14 protein-coding genes are annotated in these 17,404 nt (G+C 59.4%); 3 read left to right on the forward strand and 11 right to left on the reverse strand.

Annotated features, from left to right (window positions below; all coding sequences use genetic code 11):
• On the forward strand, positions 1 to 82 hold an 82-nt coding region (locus AC1AX7_RS05245), incomplete at its 5' end, for an IS3 family transposase (protein ID WP_476508673.1).
• 691 nt (positions 83 to 773) lie between these two features.
• Here AC1AX7_RS05245 and AC1AX7_RS05250 read toward each other — a convergent pair.
• Positions 774 to 1,325 carry a hypothetical protein gene (locus AC1AX7_RS05250; protein ID WP_476509047.1) on the reverse strand — a complete coding sequence of 184 codons (552 nt, stop codon included), beginning with the start codon at positions 1,323 to 1,325 and terminating at the stop codon, positions 774 to 776.
• A gap of 1,760 nt (positions 1,326 to 3,085) precedes the next feature.
• Here AC1AX7_RS05250 and AC1AX7_RS05255 point away from each other — a divergent pair.
• Positions 3,086 to 3,544, forward strand: coding sequence for a hypothetical protein (locus AC1AX7_RS05255; protein ID WP_476509048.1), 459 nt, complete (start codon positions 3,086 to 3,088; stop codon positions 3,542 to 3,544).
• Positions 3,545 to 4,060: 516 nt separating this feature from the next.
• Here the strand turns inward: AC1AX7_RS05255 and AC1AX7_RS05260 are convergent.
• From AC1AX7_RS05260 to AC1AX7_RS05290, 7 genes are all read right to left on the reverse strand, one after another.
• Positions 4,061 to 4,837, reverse strand: a complete 777-nt coding sequence (locus AC1AX7_RS05260) for an ATP-binding cassette domain-containing protein (RefSeq protein ID WP_476509049.1) — start codon at positions 4,835 to 4,837, stop codon at positions 4,061 to 4,063.
• Positions 4,834 to 5,511, reverse strand: coding sequence for a hypothetical protein (locus tag AC1AX7_RS05265; RefSeq protein WP_476509050.1), 678 nt, complete (start codon positions 5,509 to 5,511; stop codon positions 4,834 to 4,836). The genes AC1AX7_RS05260 and AC1AX7_RS05265 overlap by 4 nt, the downstream gene beginning before the upstream one ends.
• A gap of 73 nt (positions 5,512 to 5,584) precedes the next feature.
• Positions 5,585 to 5,782 (reverse strand): lichenicidin A2 family type 2 lantibiotic, encoded by a 198-nt coding sequence (locus AC1AX7_RS05270; protein WP_476509161.1) that lies wholly within the window; start codon positions 5,780 to 5,782, stop codon positions 5,585 to 5,587.
• Between the two features lie 178 nt (positions 5,783 to 5,960).
• A complete protein-coding gene (locus tag AC1AX7_RS05275; RefSeq protein WP_476509051.1) occupies positions 5,961 to 6,623 on the reverse strand; it encodes a hypothetical protein in 663 nt (220 codons plus the stop codon).
• A 65-nt stretch (positions 6,624 to 6,688) separates the two neighbouring features.
• Positions 6,689 to 6,841 (reverse strand): hypothetical protein, encoded by a 153-nt coding sequence (locus AC1AX7_RS05280; RefSeq protein WP_476509052.1) that lies wholly within the window; start codon positions 6,839 to 6,841, stop codon positions 6,689 to 6,691.
• 480 nt (positions 6,842 to 7,321) lie between these two features.
• The gene (locus AC1AX7_RS05285; protein WP_476509053.1) at positions 7,322 to 9,184 is read right to left on the reverse strand and encodes a response regulator; all 1,863 of its coding nucleotides are present in this window, start codon (positions 9,182 to 9,184) and stop codon (positions 7,322 to 7,324) included.
• A gap of 402 nt (positions 9,185 to 9,586) precedes the next feature.
• A complete protein-coding gene (locus AC1AX7_RS05290; RefSeq protein WP_476509054.1) occupies positions 9,587 to 12,172 on the reverse strand; it encodes an ATP-dependent Clp protease ATP-binding subunit in 2,586 nt (861 codons plus the stop codon).
• A 138-nt stretch (positions 12,173 to 12,310) separates the two neighbouring features.
• Here AC1AX7_RS05290 and AC1AX7_RS05295 point away from each other — a divergent pair, with 138 nt between their 5' ends.
• A complete protein-coding gene (locus tag AC1AX7_RS05295) occupies positions 12,311 to 13,306 on the forward strand; it encodes a universal stress protein (RefSeq protein ID WP_476509055.1) in 996 nt (331 codons plus the stop codon).
• A gap of 113 nt (positions 13,307 to 13,419) precedes the next feature.
• Here AC1AX7_RS05295 and AC1AX7_RS05300 read toward each other — a convergent pair whose 3' ends face one another.
• The 3 genes from AC1AX7_RS05300 to AC1AX7_RS05310 all read right to left on the reverse strand — a co-directional run bounded on the left by AC1AX7_RS05300 (position 13,420) and on the right by AC1AX7_RS05310 (position 17,164).
• On the reverse strand, positions 13,420 to 14,793 hold the full coding sequence (locus AC1AX7_RS05300) for a DUF3027 domain-containing protein (protein ID WP_476509056.1): 1,374 nt from the start codon (positions 14,791 to 14,793) through the stop codon (positions 13,420 to 13,422).
• A 3-nt stretch (positions 14,794 to 14,796) separates the two neighbouring features.
• On the reverse strand, positions 14,797 to 15,186 hold the full coding sequence (locus AC1AX7_RS05305; protein WP_476509057.1) for a cold-shock protein: 390 nt from the start codon (positions 15,184 to 15,186) through the stop codon (positions 14,797 to 14,799).
• 118 nt (positions 15,187 to 15,304) lie between these two features.
• Positions 15,305 to 17,164, reverse strand: coding sequence for a sensor histidine kinase (locus tag AC1AX7_RS05310; protein ID WP_476509162.1), 1,860 nt, complete (start codon positions 17,162 to 17,164; stop codon positions 15,305 to 15,307).
• Between the last annotated feature and the right edge of the window lie 240 nt (positions 17,165 to 17,404).

A 17,404-nucleotide genomic window follows, 5' to 3' on the forward strand; every position in this document is an offset into this window, starting at 1 on the left:
CCATTGGAACAACCGGCGGCGTCAGAAAAGGCTTCAGGGCCATACCCCGGTCGAGTACCGGAATATGACCCTGACGGTCTAGGACGCTATCATGATAAATATCGTCCAACTTTTGGGGCGCAGTTCACTTCCACATCTCATCATCATCTATTCCACACGCACAATGTGTCCCATTTCGACGCACAATGTGTAAGTGCCACCCACACATTGTGTAAGTGCCACCCACACAATGTGCGTCACATCCCTTCCACATACACAATGTGCCGCGTTTCAACGCACAATGTGCGCCATCCACACGCACAATGTGCGTCCGACCGGCCTCTGACGCACAATGTGCAAGTGCCACCCACACAATGTGCATGTGCTACCAGCACAATGTGTATATGCCACCGACACAATGCGCGTGTGGCATCCACACATTGTGCGTGTGGCAGTGGCACATTGTGCGACACCCACACATTGGCGCACGGCAGTAGCACATTGTGTGCCATCCATATGCACAATGTGCGGCTGAACACCGGGCACCGACACGATGCATACCAGCGGCGATCGAACATTGTGCATGTGACGACGGCACAGTGCATGCAGCAACAACATATTGCGCCTGCGGCAACGGTTCATTGCGCGTCACGAACCCGCTCTGACCGCACAATGCGTATGGGCCATCCACAATGTGCGTCAATCACACAATGTGTATCACTCGCGCAACGTGCGTCAATCGCACACGCAATACGCACTGCAAGCCGTCACCCACGCAATATGCGCGGCATCCCTCAGATCCCTGAAATAAAGCCGACTTTCGGAACTCCTGCCAGATCCAGCTTCTTCTGCACCTGCGCAGGATTCCGCATCAGCTCCCGAAAGCTGAAACGAACGATGGTAACCTTGCCGACCAGATTCAGATTGCTTTCCCGCTCCTTCTCCTTAAGAACAACGGAAACGGCATCCTCTCCCCCGGTCATGGCCGGATTCTCATATTTTTCGCGCCCGTCCAACTCGCCGATGACGATGCCGCCATCGGCGGTGCGCCACAGATAGTCGACGCGCCGCCGCTCTCCGCTTACGGGATCGTCGAACCAAGCTTGCAGCTCCGGCTTTTCATAGCCCCACAATTTCATGTATCCGCGTGCGATGGATTCGCCACCATTCTCGCTCAGTGCGTCGGCGTATTCGAAAACCTCACGTGCTTCGCGGATTCCCTGACAACGCTGTCGCAAAAGAAGGAACTCATCCATACGTTCATGGGTGATTCCGTATTTTCGCATGGCGGCATCGCACATCGCCAACGCTTCAGGAAACGGCACGAACCGCGCGACGTCGAACATCGTCTGCAATAATCCGGTTATCTGTATGTTTTCAAGGCAGTGCAGCTGCGGATCGGGAATATGGTGGAAAACGAAGCATTCCGTATTGCGCGTGCGATTGCCTGACTGCTTTGCGACATGGATTCGCTTATGCAGGTATTCGCTTGAAGTCAGCTCCCACACGACGGCAGCGGACACCCCGCAGAATATCCATTGCGGATGCATCGCCGATGCCGTTCTGATCACGTGCATGATCCGCTCGCGATATTGCAGGGTCGCCCAGTATTCTTTCCTTGCGAAAAAGCGCGGCATGGGCTGGCATAATGTTCCGCCGGCACGTCGGATGATGCTGTCGCGTTCCGTCGTGCTACGGCTCCAGAAGCAGCGCCGTTCCTTTTCGGCCACCTGCATGTTCCGTTCCAGCTGTTCAAGCTTTTCCGGTTGGCTTGAACGCCCTTGTCGTTCTGTCTGCATCGTCTCCATGCATGAACGATAACGGAAAACGCCGTTTCACCTGGCTGTTTTTGGGTACTGTGGTCGAAGAGAACGCACAGCCGGCGTGTCGCCGATGAGTTATGCACATTTCATGTGATTGGGATGCAAAAATGGCGTTCGCGTCGAAAGCGACATGGCGCGAAACACGGATACGCATGCACCGTTTACAAGCGGATCAATACTGAACGTACATTAGCCCAAGTAGTTCCATGCTCCCGCCGTATGTATCATCGACGTATGCCGCGCCTCGCGAGGGTACAGGCCGTCGGGAAACGAAACGTCGGCAACGATCGCCGATTTTTTGGAAAAAACATGTCTACGACGACAAGGAAACGCTCGAAAACTCTTTTTCTCTTATTGGTTTCCGGTCTTCCGGCGATTACGTGCTGCGTGCTTTTCGCCATGCATGACATAGAGACGCGGCCTTCCGCGGATATGTTTTCCGGGAAAACCTCCATTTCGGATTCGGCGTTGTTCACGAAGGACGTGCTCCTAAAAAAGGCGTGGAACATCTTGAAAGGGATCTGGAACCCTTACGCGAATGCAGCATCGACGAGATAGAGTATTCCGAGAATCTGGGGACGGACAGGAACGTCGCAAAGGACATACCCGGCACGCAGGCCGAATATACGGTGTATTACCATTGCGACGAACTCAGTGACGACATATCGTCACTGCCATCCAGCGGCTCCTATGAGGTTAGCAAAAACACAAAAGGTTCTATACTTTAAAGAGTACGGCGGATCCAACGAGGGCTTCGCCGCTACGGAAAGGGCGATTTTCCGATGGAACCGCAACGGCGGTCCTTGCTCTTATGGGCGGGATTCTGCGGCGCAAGCCGAACCGGAGGGACGATAATCGATGAGGCAAAAGCAAGCACGGACCGCCCTCTGCCTTTGTCTGGCAGTGACGGCGCTCATGCCGGGTTGGCCGGACCATCGGTCCAAAGCGATGAGGCCGGGGCTCATCTCGAATTCCGCGCCCATGCGGAGTCGGGGACCGTCAAGATCGAGTCGCGGGGCGAAACGGCTCTCGAAACCCGAATCAGAGGGGACTGGTTGAAAGTCGCACCGGACGATTGGCTTGAGACCGACAGACCGTTCATCTTGACCGTTAAGCGCGATTCCGCAGGGACGGAAGACGGAATCTCCTGCGAAATCGTATTCAGCGGCCATACGGTCGACGAACAACGGGGCTCCGGATCCGAGACATCGGTCATATGCCGGTATGACACATGGCGTGATGCGATACATTGAAAAACAGATGAATTTCTAGGAGGCCGAGCCATGAAGGCGAAGAACCGCGTTCCAGCAGTCGCAATTCTGATGGCAATCGTTGCGCTACTGACGGCCATCGGGATCGCCGGCGTCGTGGCCGAGTCGCAACGAGCGAACGCGCCTTTTACATCGTCCCGTTTCACCTTCACCTGCGATGTGGAGGAGATGACCACCGGGGACGGCACCGGACGGCTGACATGCGTGCCGGATGATGAATACGACGTGCCGCGCCAAGTGACCGTGGACGTTCATGATCAGTCCCAGCTTGAGAGGATGGAATCTCTGGAATCGGCCAGCTGGATCGTTTGCAACGTGGAATATCGGGTTCCCAAAGACAATGATTCCGGGGTGACGTCCGAAACGCTCAAATCCCCGTACATGCTCCTGCGCGACCGTCCCGACCTGGACAGGTACCTCAGGCTGATCACGCTATGCGACAGTCTGCCGTGCACAATCGAGCAACGCTGATTCCGACTGTCGTTGCTTCCGGTTTACGCGCCGAACATACCGGGACCGCCCCATCCATACGAGGAACGCCCCATCTACATCGCCGGACGCCGATGGGACGGACGTTGCGTTCGACATGTTCGGGATCAAGCTGCAGGGCATTGTCAGAAAAATACGCAGGAGCAGGAGGCTCAGAGCCTTCCGGAAGCGACATGGGCTGACATAATTCCACCGCAGTCGAGCTACGCATTGTCATATGAATCAGATACAGAAAAGCGTTTGCATCGAACATACATTCCATGCAAACGCCATCATCTCAGCAATTTGCCGATTCGGCTGGCAGCTTGATTGCTGATTATTTCTGATTATTCCGCGCTTTCGGCAGTCGTCGCTTCAGTAAGTGCCGCGTCGCCGTCGGCAGCCTGTTCGGAGGCCGGCGTCACTTCAGCGGCATCATCTTGTGCAGTCTCAGCAGCTCAGCGGCATCGGCGTTCTCGATGGCCTCGTTCCTGAACGGGATTCCGATGCGTCACCCGGTCATCTGCGTTGTTCCAACGGTCCGCCGGGCGTGCGCAAACCGAAGTCGACGTCGGTGCGTCCGCGCCCCAGTGTGGCGATGCCGGTGAATGTCTCATAGTCGGGCACGTCGGCGAGCATGACGTCCTTGACGACGTGCCGGTCGTCGAGGATGACGACCCGTTCCGCGGCCTTCCAGCAGTATTCCAGGTCGTGCGTGATGGTCAGCACCGTCCGTCCGGCGGCGTGCAGCTGGTTGACGTAGTCGATGAACAGGTCGCGCGTGATCGGGTCGATCGAGTTGGTGGGCTCGTCCAGCAGGATGACGTGCGGGTCGAACAGCATGCCGGCCACCAGTCCCGCGCGTTTGCGTAGTCCGCTGGAAAGCTCCGTCACCTTCTTGTCGAGATGCGGTCCGAGCTCGAACGCCCGTATCAGAGGCTCGTCGTCGAGGGCTGCGGGATCCACGCGGTCCGTGCCTCCGTCCGCGAACAGCAGGGCGCGGAACCGGATGTTGTCGCACACGGTCATCGAGTTGATGAGATCGGCCCGTTCGGTCATCAGGAACACGTCGCGCATCGACGGCACCAGCTCCTGGTTGATCACGCACCGGCCGCTCCACGGTCGCAGCAGCCCGACGATGAGGTTGAACAGCGTGGTCTTGCCCACGCCGTTGTATCCCAGCAGGGCCATCGTCTGCCCCTGCGGCACTTCGAGGGAGACGTCGTCGAGCACGGTGCGGCGCTTGCGGTAGCCGAAGGTCACATGGTCGACGGCGATGATGGTATCGGTATTCATACGGTCGTCCTTTCCGATTCGTCCGGGTATCCCAATGTGGATGTGTATCGGCGGCGCAATACGGTGAGCGACAGCAGGAACGCTCCTGCCGCACAGAACAGAATGATGGCCAGCGAGACCAGCGCGGCCGTGTCGAACGACAGCAGCCCCCACAGGGCGATGCAGACGAGCACCGGAAGCATCAGTATGCAGGCGGTGAGCAGGAACGCGGTGTTCGGCATCAGCAGGCGCAGGAACATGGCGAGCTGCGTGTCCAGAGCGGTCCACGCCCAGTTCATCAAACAAGCCATGACGAGTTGCGCCGCCAGCATGCCCGGCGTCGGCAGCGCGCCGCGGTCGGTATACAGCGCCGCCAGCAGTGATATGACGAGGAAGATCGTGGACGCCGCTTCGTAGACCCACAGTTTGGACAGCAGATAGGTGCGGAACGACGCGCCCGACTGCACGATGAGCTCGGGTACGCCGTCCAGATAGTCCTGCCAGGTGGTGTAGTCCACGGTGATGGCGAGGAACAGCGCGATCGCCGGCGCGTCCATCATCGCGGTGAACAACGCGTCCCCTTTATGGAGGAACAACGGGTTGAGCGCTGCGAACGTCGGAAAGGCCAAGGAGACCCAGACCATCCGGTTCAACGAGGAGAACAGGCGGAACTCCTTGAATAGAAAAGCTTTCATTACGGACTTTCATGTGTGTGCGGCTACTCTGCCAAATCGCGATAGCCGCACACGGTAGTGGGAGCAGTATCGGTTACTTGTTGCAAGTCACTGTCAGCTGTGACAAGCAGTAAAATACGGTCAGCGCCGCCGAAATGCTGAGCTCGACGATGCAGCCAATTACCGTATCGGATGTAGTGTGAGTTTGTATATCTCCGCGTCCGGTCAGCATGGCCATCTCCTGATCGGACAAATCATCGAAGGTCTCGCCGACGATTGACTTCTCATTCATACTCACATACTCATAGAAATCTCCTTACATGGCGTTCGGCTTCCGCTTTGAAAGCCGAACACCACTGTCCCCCGACCGATCCGAATAATCCAGCCGCGTATCCCATTCGGGAGACAAGACAATAGAGGGATGTCGATCGCCTCCTCGCTGTTGCGAGACTCCCTTCGTAAGAAGTGATTCATAAATACATCAGCGTCTGCGGAAAACGGCGATGAAACACTTGCTCGCACCATACGGCGATGCCTGTTGCCAACGCCACAAGTCCCAGTATCGTTACAAACCCGTCAATCGTCCCCAACGACTGCAGTTCGGTCCATAGCGACAGCCACATGACCATGGCGGATATGAGCACGCTCCCTATCCCCGCCGACAGCTCATCGAGGTTCGGCGAAAGCTGGTACCACAGCAGGCAGATGCTGATGTCCAACACGTTGATGACCGCGCCCAAAACGACAACGTTCAGTATCAGAACAAGAGGTATGGCCGAACGCTGTGTCATTAGAGCCGCCGCCCAGACCAAGGCACTGACGACCACGCTTGACATCGGCAACAGCGACTGGGCCAATACGTATCCGTACAGCGGAGTCTCCGTCAATACGAGCATGGAGAACACCCCGTCCTGCATGTGCCGATGCATGGTGGCGCATACCATAATTATCGCCAAAATGCCGGTAACGGGAATCGATGCCCCGCCGATTACGGCAAGCACGTCCACACCGGGTGCGGCGACACCGGAGACCACTCCCGCCGACAGCCAAGGTAGGGCGCTACCCAGCATCGCCATCAGCAACGCCCCTGCATTGCAATATGTTCGAGCCATACAGAACATCAGCCCCTTCATCTTGCGTTCCTTCCTCTCCTCCTAGGGTGCATGAACGCAACTCACCAAGGACCGCACCCACGCGTTCAGCTGTTTTGCTTCTTGCAATTTCCGGACAGGCTGAGAGGTAATGCCACGGAAACCACCGAATATGAAAGGGACAGTTCCAACGACACCGCCGAAACTGAGATGATGGCGCTGACCGAATACGGTTCCGAATCGCCGAGTCCTGTCAGCATGGCCATCTCCTAGTCGGACAGGTCATCGAAGGTCTCACCGACGACCGCCTTCTCGTTCATGCTCATAAGAGCCTCCTTGTGTTGTTTGGCTTCCGCTTTGGAAGTCAAACAACACTGTGTTCCGCCTGTCCCAACCAGTCCATTCGGATACCCCGTTTTGGGGACAAGATGATCGTGAAAATCACCCTTTCAGAGTCCTATCGATCTCAGTTCGGTTCCAGGACCGGACAAGCAGCCTACGCCCAACGCATAGCTCCGCCAAATGCCATATCCATAATGGGATACAACGTTTCCGAAGCGTATTGTCATAAGAGGAAATAGACTGGAACTTTCCAACATGCCAGGAGAAGATATATGCGTGCTATCGTCGTAATTCCATGTGTACTAGCTCTCGCCGCTAGCTTGCCGAACGCCCAACTGCAAGCGCGATCCATGCCGGATGGTGTCTCGTCATATGGCGTATCCCCATGCATACCGTTCCTACCGTGGTTCTGCGAGAAAACCGTTCCAGTCTCCGACCAACGGCACCGAACAGACGAGGCGCCATTGTCCGTCATCCGCGGACACGTTGACCGTGCCGCCGTATCGTCGTATCTGTTCGCCGAGCAGGGAAAGGCCTCTGCCTGATTCCGGCGAAGGAATCCAACCCGCGGTTCTGGCCGTTCCATTGGTCTGGGACAGCAGCGCCATGTCATCGGTAAGTCTGATATGAACCCGATACGCCGAGCCATGGGGATCGCAGTGGCGTTCGATATTCGTGTACGCTTCCCGGAGCAGCGCGAGAAAAACAAGACTCCGCCGGCCGACATACAGGCCGCATCCGCCCTGCATGTCGGAACAGCCTTGGTATTCCAGATCATGGAGCCGTCGGTCGCCGGACGCCATGACCGACGTCACCGCCGCCTGCACGGTGACGTGCTTCACGGCATCCGGCATCATGTCATCCCGCTGTAACGAATCGATGGCCTGATGCGTCTGGCGCAGCGCATCGTCCGCGTAACGAACGATGTCGGCCATGCCGCATCGTTCATACGCTTCAGGATCCTCGCGTCGCAGGCGTTCGGCCGATACGATGATTCTCGTCAGATTCCCGGAGACGGCTTCACGGAACAGCGAAGCCATGAATCGGCCACGTTGGGCCTGCTCGACCTGATGCCGGGCTTCCTTCTGCGCCCGTTGAATCTGTCGATATCCGATCGACACGCCAACCAGATAAGCGCACAGCAGGCCGATTCCGAAGTTCACAATGCCGCCCGGTATGCCATACCCCATAACGTCCGGATACCGGATCGCGGCATACGTTACCGCAGACAAGGTAATGACGAGCGACAGCACGCATTCCCAAGCACGCGCAGCGCGTCCCAGCGACACCATCGCAAGCAGTATCGCCCATGTACTGCTTGGGCCGGCGGGATCGACACCGGCCAGTAGATTGCCGATCGCGCTAACGACGATGATGCACCATGCCGCCGCCCGTCCCCGCCATGGCAGCACTGCCAGCGCGACGCACAGCAGCATCGACCACACAATGCCGACCACTGTATACGGCGGGTCCATGATCCATTCGGCGACCGCCGCGCACAACGCGGCCGCCGACAGGCACAGGATGACCCGGTCCGCCATGGACCATGCGGCGATGTTCCAGAGGGCGCCACGAACGTCCCGGAAGATGGCCCCGTACGCGCGGTCGCCGCGGCTTCCCCCGTTCATGCCCGCCATCGCCACCACAACTCCGCCAGATCCGCGCGCGAGGATAGCCCCAGACGCTTTTGCGCCCGGTCCAGATGGGTCTTGCGTGATGCCCAGCCGCAACGCGATCGCCGCCGGCTTGCAGGCCTGTGCGTACAGTTTCACCACCTGCCGTTCCCGTTCGGTGAGCGCCGCCAAATCCGGATCGTCCACGGCACGCAGCCGCTCATGCGCTTCTCCCGCGGTCTCAAACGACACGGTCCGTTTTCCGCCGACGCGTATCGGAAGCGTCCCGCCATCCGCCACCGCGGCGATCGCGCGGCACAGCCCATCGAAATCCGCCTTGCCGACGATGCCCTGCGCGCCCGCGTCCGCCACCGTCGCCGCGTACTGGTTCAGCGAGAAGGCCGTCATCGCCAGAATCGGCAGCGTGCCGTTCCTTTCGCGTATCCGCCTGCACGCCTCCGTGCCGGGCATGTCCTCCAGACTCATGTCCAGAAACAGAATGTCGGCACGGTTCAACGAATCCAACGCCCGTTCGATGGCCTCGCGTCCCGAACGGGCGACCCAGCCGACACAGGCCTGCGGCCACCGTTGACGGACGATCGCCGTGAGCCCCATCAGCACGACTTCATCATTATCGGCAATCGCCAAATGAATAGCATTGTTCCCCACGCGCACCAACTCTACCAGTCCACTGTGCGCAGAAGGCAGTTGGTCAAAACCATTCGAGACAGTCTTATGTCTTGCCGCTTCTCCGCTTGTCGGCTTGAACGGCAGACTGCGGCGGCACCGGGATATTGCATGGTCGCCCTACGTGCGTTTCCCGCGAACAAGCACGGTAGGCCGGGACATGATGTTCCGCCACAGTCGAGTCACGTATTGCCGTGCAATTCGGATACGACAATGGCGTTTGCGTCGAACATGCATTCAACGCAAACGCCATCATGTTGGTTTGCCGGCAGCATGATGGCCACGCCTCTATGTTGAGGCGAGGCCATCATGTCAGCAATTTGCCGATTCGATTGTCAGCTTGATTGCTGATTCAATTGCTGATTATTCCGCGCTTTCGACAGGCGTCGCTTCGGCAGGCGCCATGTCACCGTCGGCAGCCTGTTCGGAGGCCGGCGTCACTTCAGCGGCATCGCCAGCTTTAGCGGCATCGACATTCTCGAAGGCTTCGCTCCTGAACGTGAATTCGCCCAGGATTCCTTCGCCTTCGGCGTCGACGATGATGCGCTGCCCGTCTTCCAGCTCGCCCATGAGGATCTTTTCGGAAATAGTATCCTCGATGTCGCGCTGGATCACGCGACGCAACGGGCGGGCGCCGAGCAGCGGGTCGAAGCCCTTCTGCGCGAGCAGATCCTTGGCTGCGTCGGTCAGTTCGAGCGACATGTGACGGTCGAACAGGCGGTCGTCGAGCTGCTTGACGTCCAATTCAACGATCTGACGCACCTGATCCTGATCGAGCTGCTTGAAGACGATGATGTCGTCCAAACGGTTCAGGAATTCCGGACGGAAGTGCTGCTTCAATTCGGAAGACACCTGATCCTTCATGCGCTGATAGCTGGATTCGGTGTTCACGCCCAGGTTGAAGCCGGTGTTGGCGGCCTTGGCGATGTCGCGGGTACCCAAGTTGGTGGTCAGGATGATGATGGTGTTCTTGAAATCCACCTTGCGTCCCTGGCCGTCGGTCAGATGGCCGTCGTCCAGCACCTGCAGCAGCGTGTTGAAGATATCCGGATGCGCCTTTTCGATTTCATCGAACAGCACGACGGAGAACGGCTTGCGACGCACCTTCTCGGTCAGCTCGCCGCCCTCCTCGTACCCGACGTATCCCGGAGGCGCACCGAACAGGCGCGACGCCGAATACTTTTCGGAGAATTCGGACATGTCGACGCGGATCAGCGCGTCCTCGTCGTCGAACAGGAATTCGGCGAGCGTCTTGGCCAGCTCGGTCTTGCCGACGCCGGTCGGACCGGCGAAAATGAACGAGCCGGACGGGCGCTTCGGATCCTTCAGACCGACGCGGGCGCGGCGAATCGAACGGGACAGCGCGGACACGGCCTCGTCCTGGCCGATGACGCGCTTGTGCAGTTCGGCTTCCATGCCCATCAGCTTCTTGGATTCCGCCTGGGTGAGCTTGACGACCGGAATGCCCGTGTTCTGGGAGATGACCTGTGCGATCACATCCTCATCCACGACCATCTTCACGTCGGATTCGCCTTCACGCCATGCGGTTTCCTTCTGCTTGCGCTCGGCTTCCAGCTTCTCCTGGCGATCGCGCAGTTCAGCGGCCTTTTCGAAGTCCTGGTCCTTGATGGCCTTGTTCTTCTCGTCGGCGACGCGCGCGATCTTGCCGTCCAGATCCTTCAGTTCCGGCGGCGCGGTCAGTCGCTTGATGCGCAGGCGTGCGCCGGCCTCATCGATCAGGTCGATGGCCTTGTCGGGCAGATGGCGGTCCTGCACGTAGCGCGCCGACAGTTCGGCGGCAGACTGCAGGGCGGAATCGGTGATGGTCACGCGATGATGGTTCTCGTAGCGTTCACGCAGGCCCTTGAGGATCTCGATCGTTTCGGCGATGCTCGGCTCATGCACCTGAATCGGCTGGAAGCGACGTTCCAGAGCCGCGTCCTTTTCGATGTACTTGCGGTATTCGTCGGTGGTGGTGGCGCCGATGGTCTGCAGCTCGCCTCGAGCCAGCATGGGCTTGAGCATATCGGAGGCGCCCAGGGCGCCATCCGCGGAGCCCGCGCCGACGATGGTGTGGATCTCGTCGATGAACAGCACGATGTCGCCGCGTGTCTTGATCTCCTTGAGCACCTTCTTCAGACGCTCTTCGAAATCGCCGCGGTAACGCGATCCCGCGACCATCGACCCCAGATCCAGCGAATAGACCTGCTTGTCCTTCAGCGTCTCCGGCACGTCACCGGCGTTGATCTTCTGCGCCAGGCCTTCCACGACGGCGGTCTTGCCGACGCCGGGCTCGCCGATAAGCACGGGATTGTTCTTGGTGCGGCGCGACAGCACCACCATGACGCGTTCGATTTCCTGCGTGCGTCCGATGACCGGATCAAGCTTGCCGGCGGCCGCTTCGGCGGTCAGGTTGCGCCCGAACTGGTCGAGGATGGCGGAGCCGCTCTGATTGCGCTTATCCTGCACGCCACCGGCATTGGCCAGTTCGCCCTTGCCGTCGGAGGATGCGGAGTTGCCGCGAATCAGATCGATGGTGGCGCTGCGCAATTCGCCCAGATCCACGTCCATCTTGATCAGCACCTGCGTGCCGACGCCTTCCCCTTCTCGGATCAGGCCGAGCAGGATGTGCTCGGTGCCGATATAGCTATGCCCCAGCTGCAGCGCTTCGCGCAGGCTCAGTTCCAGCACTTGCCTTGCATGCGGGGTGAAGGGAATGTGGCCGGTAGGCGCGGCATTGCCCTTGCCGATCATCTCTTCGACCTGCTTGCGCGTGTCGTCCAACGACACGCCCTTGGAGGAAAGCGCCTTCGCGGCAACGCCTTCCCCTTCTCGAATCAGGCCGAGCAGCAGATGCTCGGTGCCGATGTAGTTGTGCTGGAGGGCACGAGCTTCTTCCTGAGCCAGCACGATGACGCGCCGGGCACGGTCGGTAAACCGTTCGAACATGCTTGTCCTTCCAATTTTTCGTTAGTCTTCCAACACTTTACCGATTCGCGGTGACGTAGCGCGCGTCATGTCCTGAAATTGCGCTGTGAACGCAACAAAACGGCTATGCTGTTTGAATACGATGCAAAGGAGATCACCATGAGCGATGTAACCGTTTCCTCCGGCAGCGCACCTGCCGGCAGCACGCTTGCCGACATCGTCGTCGGCGTCGACGGGTCCGATGAATCATTCGCAGCCCTTCGCTGGGCGGTGAAGGAGGCGTCATTGACGGGGCAGCATGTGAATGCCGTCTACGGATGGACGCCGTCCTGGGATATGGGCGCCGCGCCCGACACCGATGAGGCGTGGACGAAAATGCGCCATGATATCGCGAAGATGCTTGGCGAGTGGGTCGAGCAGGCCACCGAAGGGCTTGATATCGATGACGACAGCATCACGTTGACTTCGGTGCGCGCTTCCGGCGCGTCGGCATTGCTGCAGATCGGGCAGAACGCGCAGCAGATCGTCGTCGGACGCCGTTCGCTTGGACGTATCGCCCGCTGGTTCACCGGTTCGCTGTCGCAGTCCTTGGCGCAGGCCGCTTCCATACCGGTGACGGTCGTCCGCATTTTCGACAGCGAGGAATCCTCCGTGCAGGATGCCATCGCGAATGCGCTGACGCCGGGTGATGATGAGGTCCGTTTCGATCGCCCGACCGCGCCGACGCCGAAATCGCAGCGTCCTATCGTCGTCGGTGTGGACGGCTCCGAAACCAGTCATCATGCTTTGGATTTCGCTTCCGATCTTGCGATGCGCCATCATGCGCCGCTGCATGTGATGTTCTGTTGGCAGATGAAGGATCTGGGCACGATCGACGGATATGAGAATGCAATCGCGCCTGTGCCGGTCGGCCAGCGGAAAGCGGAGAGGATGCTGGACGATCTGCTGAAATCCGCGAAGCTGCCGGATGGTCTTGATGTGACGGCGGACGCCTTCCATATTCATGCCGCCAAAGGTCTGATCGCGGCTTCCCGCTATGCGCGGCATCTTGTCGTCGGCTCGCGCGGCCTGACCGGATCCGATGCGCATTTCCTCGGGTCGGTGTCAAAGCAGATCGTGAATTTCGCCGAATGCACGGTGACGGTCGTGCACTGAAATGCGTGAGGACTCGATTTTGAAACATTGAAAAAAAAAAGCGGATGCGGCGCAGGCTTTGAAACCTGCGGCGCATCCGCTTTTTCGATGATCGTTGATGATTTTCGGATGATCTATTCTTCCGCTGATTCGTCGTCCGTATTGTCGGATTCAGAGGATCCTGCGGATTCGACGGGATCCTCGTCGGGCTCCCCGGAATCCTCCGCCTTATCGGAATCCTCTGGATCTTCAGCGTTTCCAGTATCAGAGTCTTCCGGATCCTCGTTTTCCGAATCCCCGGCATCGTCCGCGGCATCCACCTCGCCGGAATCGCCGGAAACATCGGAATCATCAGAACCATCGGAATCCGACGATTCATCTGACTCATCCGACTCATCTGATTCGTCGGATCCCTTACTGAGATCGACGGTCGTCTCGATATCCGGCGCCGCGTCCTCCTGCGTATCGTCCGACGTTTCCTCGGAATCGTCGTCCACGGTCGTATTGGCTTCGATATCCGCTTCGCTTGCCAGATCCTCAGTATCGTTGTCCGAATCGTCTTCCAGCTGTTCCATCAATTCGACAGCGTCACGCTCCTCACGCGGCGACTGCGCGACGACATCGATATGCAGGTCGTCGAACGCCGGCTTCGACTGAATCCACAGACGGGACGGCTCCGGCGGTTCGATTTCCGAATGCTCGCCGCAGCCGTGGTCCAGCGACACCACGCGGCCGTCGTCCGGACTCCACTTGTTGGCGCACACGCCGAACATCACATTCAGCTCCCCCTGCAGCGGAATGAAGAAGCCGCAGGTCGAACAGGGATTGCCTCCAGCTGTTTTGGTGGACAGCGATTTCGGTCCGCGCGGGCCTTCATACCAACGTTTTGCGGTCTGAGCACGCCCCAGCGGGGTCATCACATGGCGGCGGGACAGCGCGAATTCCTCAATCGCATCCGCCACGTCCTCCTGGGAGGTCGTACCTGCAGGAGGCTCCGGCGGAACCAGCTTCCCCGGCTCGTCCGTCGTGACGGCGGCGCCCGTGGCCTCAGCGTGCTCCTCGCCGCCATCCGCATCTTCCGAAGCCGTATCGTCCGAAGGCCGGACCTCCTTGGAGGTCTGCGCCTGATCGGTCTGCCGCACGTCAGCACCCATACCTGGCTCCAACCTCGGATCGTCCGGATCGGTGCCGATGGAATCGGTCACCGACAGATCGGACGGCTCCAAACGGTCCTTCCACGGAATCCACTGCGGCGGAAGCAGCGAACGGCTTGTCGGCACCAGCGATGATTCATTGACCGTCCAGCGGTCAAGTTCGACGTCATGGTACAGCGTCACCGACCATTGCCATCCTTCGTAACCGCGAAGCAGCGCTTCGAAACGAAAATCGGTGACGTCGCCTTCCAGTGCGATGGCTTCGACGAAATCACCTACATGGCTGGTGTCATCGGCGACGTCCAATGCGATGGCACGGGCGATCGAACGAGGGTCAAGGGTGCTATCGGCCATGAATCATTCCTGTACATCGAAGTTGTCGGCCACCGCGCGCAGCAGGGTGGCCAGTTTCTGGCTTTCGGACTGGGAAGGGTAGCGATGGCGGCGCAGCTGGTTGCCTGCGGAATCCAGCAGCTTGATCAGGTCCTCCACGATGGCCGCCATATCATCGGGCTTCGGACGGGTGGCCTTCACCAAGGACGGCACGGACGCCACCAGGGTCAGGCTCATCGCCTGCGGTCCGCGGCGTCCCTCCACCACGGAGAATTCGACCTTCGCGCCTTTTCGCAGCGTCTTCACGCCTGCCGGCAGGGCCGCGGCCGGAAGAAAGACGTCCTTCCCTCCATCGCTTTCAATGAATCCATATCCCTTATTCGCATCAAACCAACGTACACGTCCGCTGGGCATCATTCACCTCACTGCTCTTATCGCCTCACGGGCCCTTGCCCGATTTTCTCATACAAGCCGAGCTTATACAGTCTACCGCATGGCGCGCACCATATGCCGATGACGCATGAAACGCGCATCACACGAACTTCGACTTGCGGGCGCGCTTGTCGACACGTCGATCGTTCTTATCCGTCTGCACCGGCGTGATTTTCGGTTCCACCGGCCCCACCGGCAACACGACGGTCAGGGTCAGGCCGCCGCCGTCGCTGCCGGAGGCGCAGATGAAGCCGCGATGCGCCTTGACCACGGATTGCGCGATGGCCATGCCGAGGCCAGTGCCGCCTTTCTGACGGGCGCGGGACGGATCGGCGGTATAGAAACGTTCGAAGATCTTGGCACGGGCCTCCGGCGGCACGCCCGGACCATGGTCGCTGATGCGGATCACCGCGTAATTCATGCCGACCTGCATCGACTCGCCCACTTCGATCGCCTCGACAAGATATCGCATCGATTGCTCATCGGCCGGCATCCGCGACAACGATTCCGGACTGATCGAAGCCGGCAGCAATCCGACACCCACCTCCACAGGCGAATCGTTCGGCGTATAGCGATGGATGTTGCCGACGATATTGGTCACCACCTGCCGCAGACGTGACGCGTCGCCGGTCAGCGTGATGGGCGGTATCTCCCCCGCTTCGAACGCCAGGCTCACCCCTGCGCGTTCGGCGCCGGCGGCGGACGGATCACCTCCGGAACGCAGCACCACGCGCCCGCAGGTGATGTCACGTTCCGGGTCGAGCGCGTGAAGGTCGTCGGCCGCGTCATTGATGATGGACGTGATCGGCACCTGCTGCGTCATGTCGATGCCGCGGCCTTCGTCCAGACGTGCCAGCGAAAGCAGGTCCTCGACCAGAACCGTCATGCGCGAGCTGGACGCTTCGATATGCGCGATCGATTCATCCGCGCGGTCAAGCGCGCCGGGCATATCCCGCTGCATCTTATAAAGTTCGGCATATCCATGGATGGCGGCCAGGGGAGTGCGAAGTTCGTGGCTGGCGTCGGAGACGAAGCGCTTCATCTTTTCGGTCGTCTCCTCCTGCGCCCGGAAGCTGCCTTCGATTCTGGACAGCATGCCGTTCAGCGAGGCGGAAAGGGATCCGAGTTCGGTGTTTTCCGGCAGGGAGGGAACACGTTGGCTCAGATCGCCGGCAGCGATTTTCGCCGCCGTCTTTTCGATGCGCTTCAGTGGCGCGAGCGTGCTCTGCACCATGATCGTGCCCAGAACCGCGCCCAGCAGCACCACCGCGATGCCGATCATCGCGCAGAATTTGTTCAGATTGTTGACGGTATCGACCTGGTCGCTCAGCGACAGGCCGATGTATACGATGCCCTGCTCGATGCTGACGCCGTCGACTTTCACCTGGTAGTTCAACGCGACCACACGCCATGGCGCGCTTGCGGCCTGCAGCGTGGAATGGTTGGTGTCGGCGCCCGCCGGAATCTGCACGATGGCCGCGGTGGTGAACGGCGTTCCGAGCGTCACGTTGCCTCGGCTGCCGTTCGCCGGCAGCACCGGACGGGATTCCACGCCTCCCTGCAGCACCGGCTGCAGCGGCGTGTTCTGAATCACATCGTTGTTATCGCGTATCTGCAGGTAATAGCCGCTGATCTGGGACTGCTCTTCGTTGCTTTTGCTCAGCCGCGTGATGTTGTTCAGCACCAATTCGGATTGCTGCAGCAGCTGCGTATCGGTTTTGTCCAGCATATATCCGCTGACGGAGGTTCGAATGAAGAACGAAATGCTTATCGTGCCCACGGTCAGCAGAACGATGATGCAGGTGACGAGTTTCGTGCTCATCGAAATCGCATCGATGCGACGTCCGATGTTGCGGCGGAACCAGGATCGCAGCGCGGAGAATTTCGAGCCGGAACGGCTGTCCACCGTGTTTTTCGGTGCGGAAGGTCCATTTCCCGGATGCTGGCCGTTCGGCGGCATGCTTCCGGGGACCTGCGAGGGGTGAGGATTCGGCTGGGGCTGGGGCCCGGCCTGCATGCCCGGCTGCGCATTGTACGGCTGCGCATTGCATTGGGGATTCGGCTGAGCATTCGGCTGAAGATTGGGCTGTGACATCGGAGCTCCTTGTTCGCCGCGGGAAAATCGTAAGTTCCGCCATGAAAGCCCCGATGAATCGTCATCGGGGCTGTTTTCGCGTTCGTTGCCGGTCTGACGCCGGCC

This window comes from Bifidobacterium sp. LH_449 (assembly GCF_056356755.1).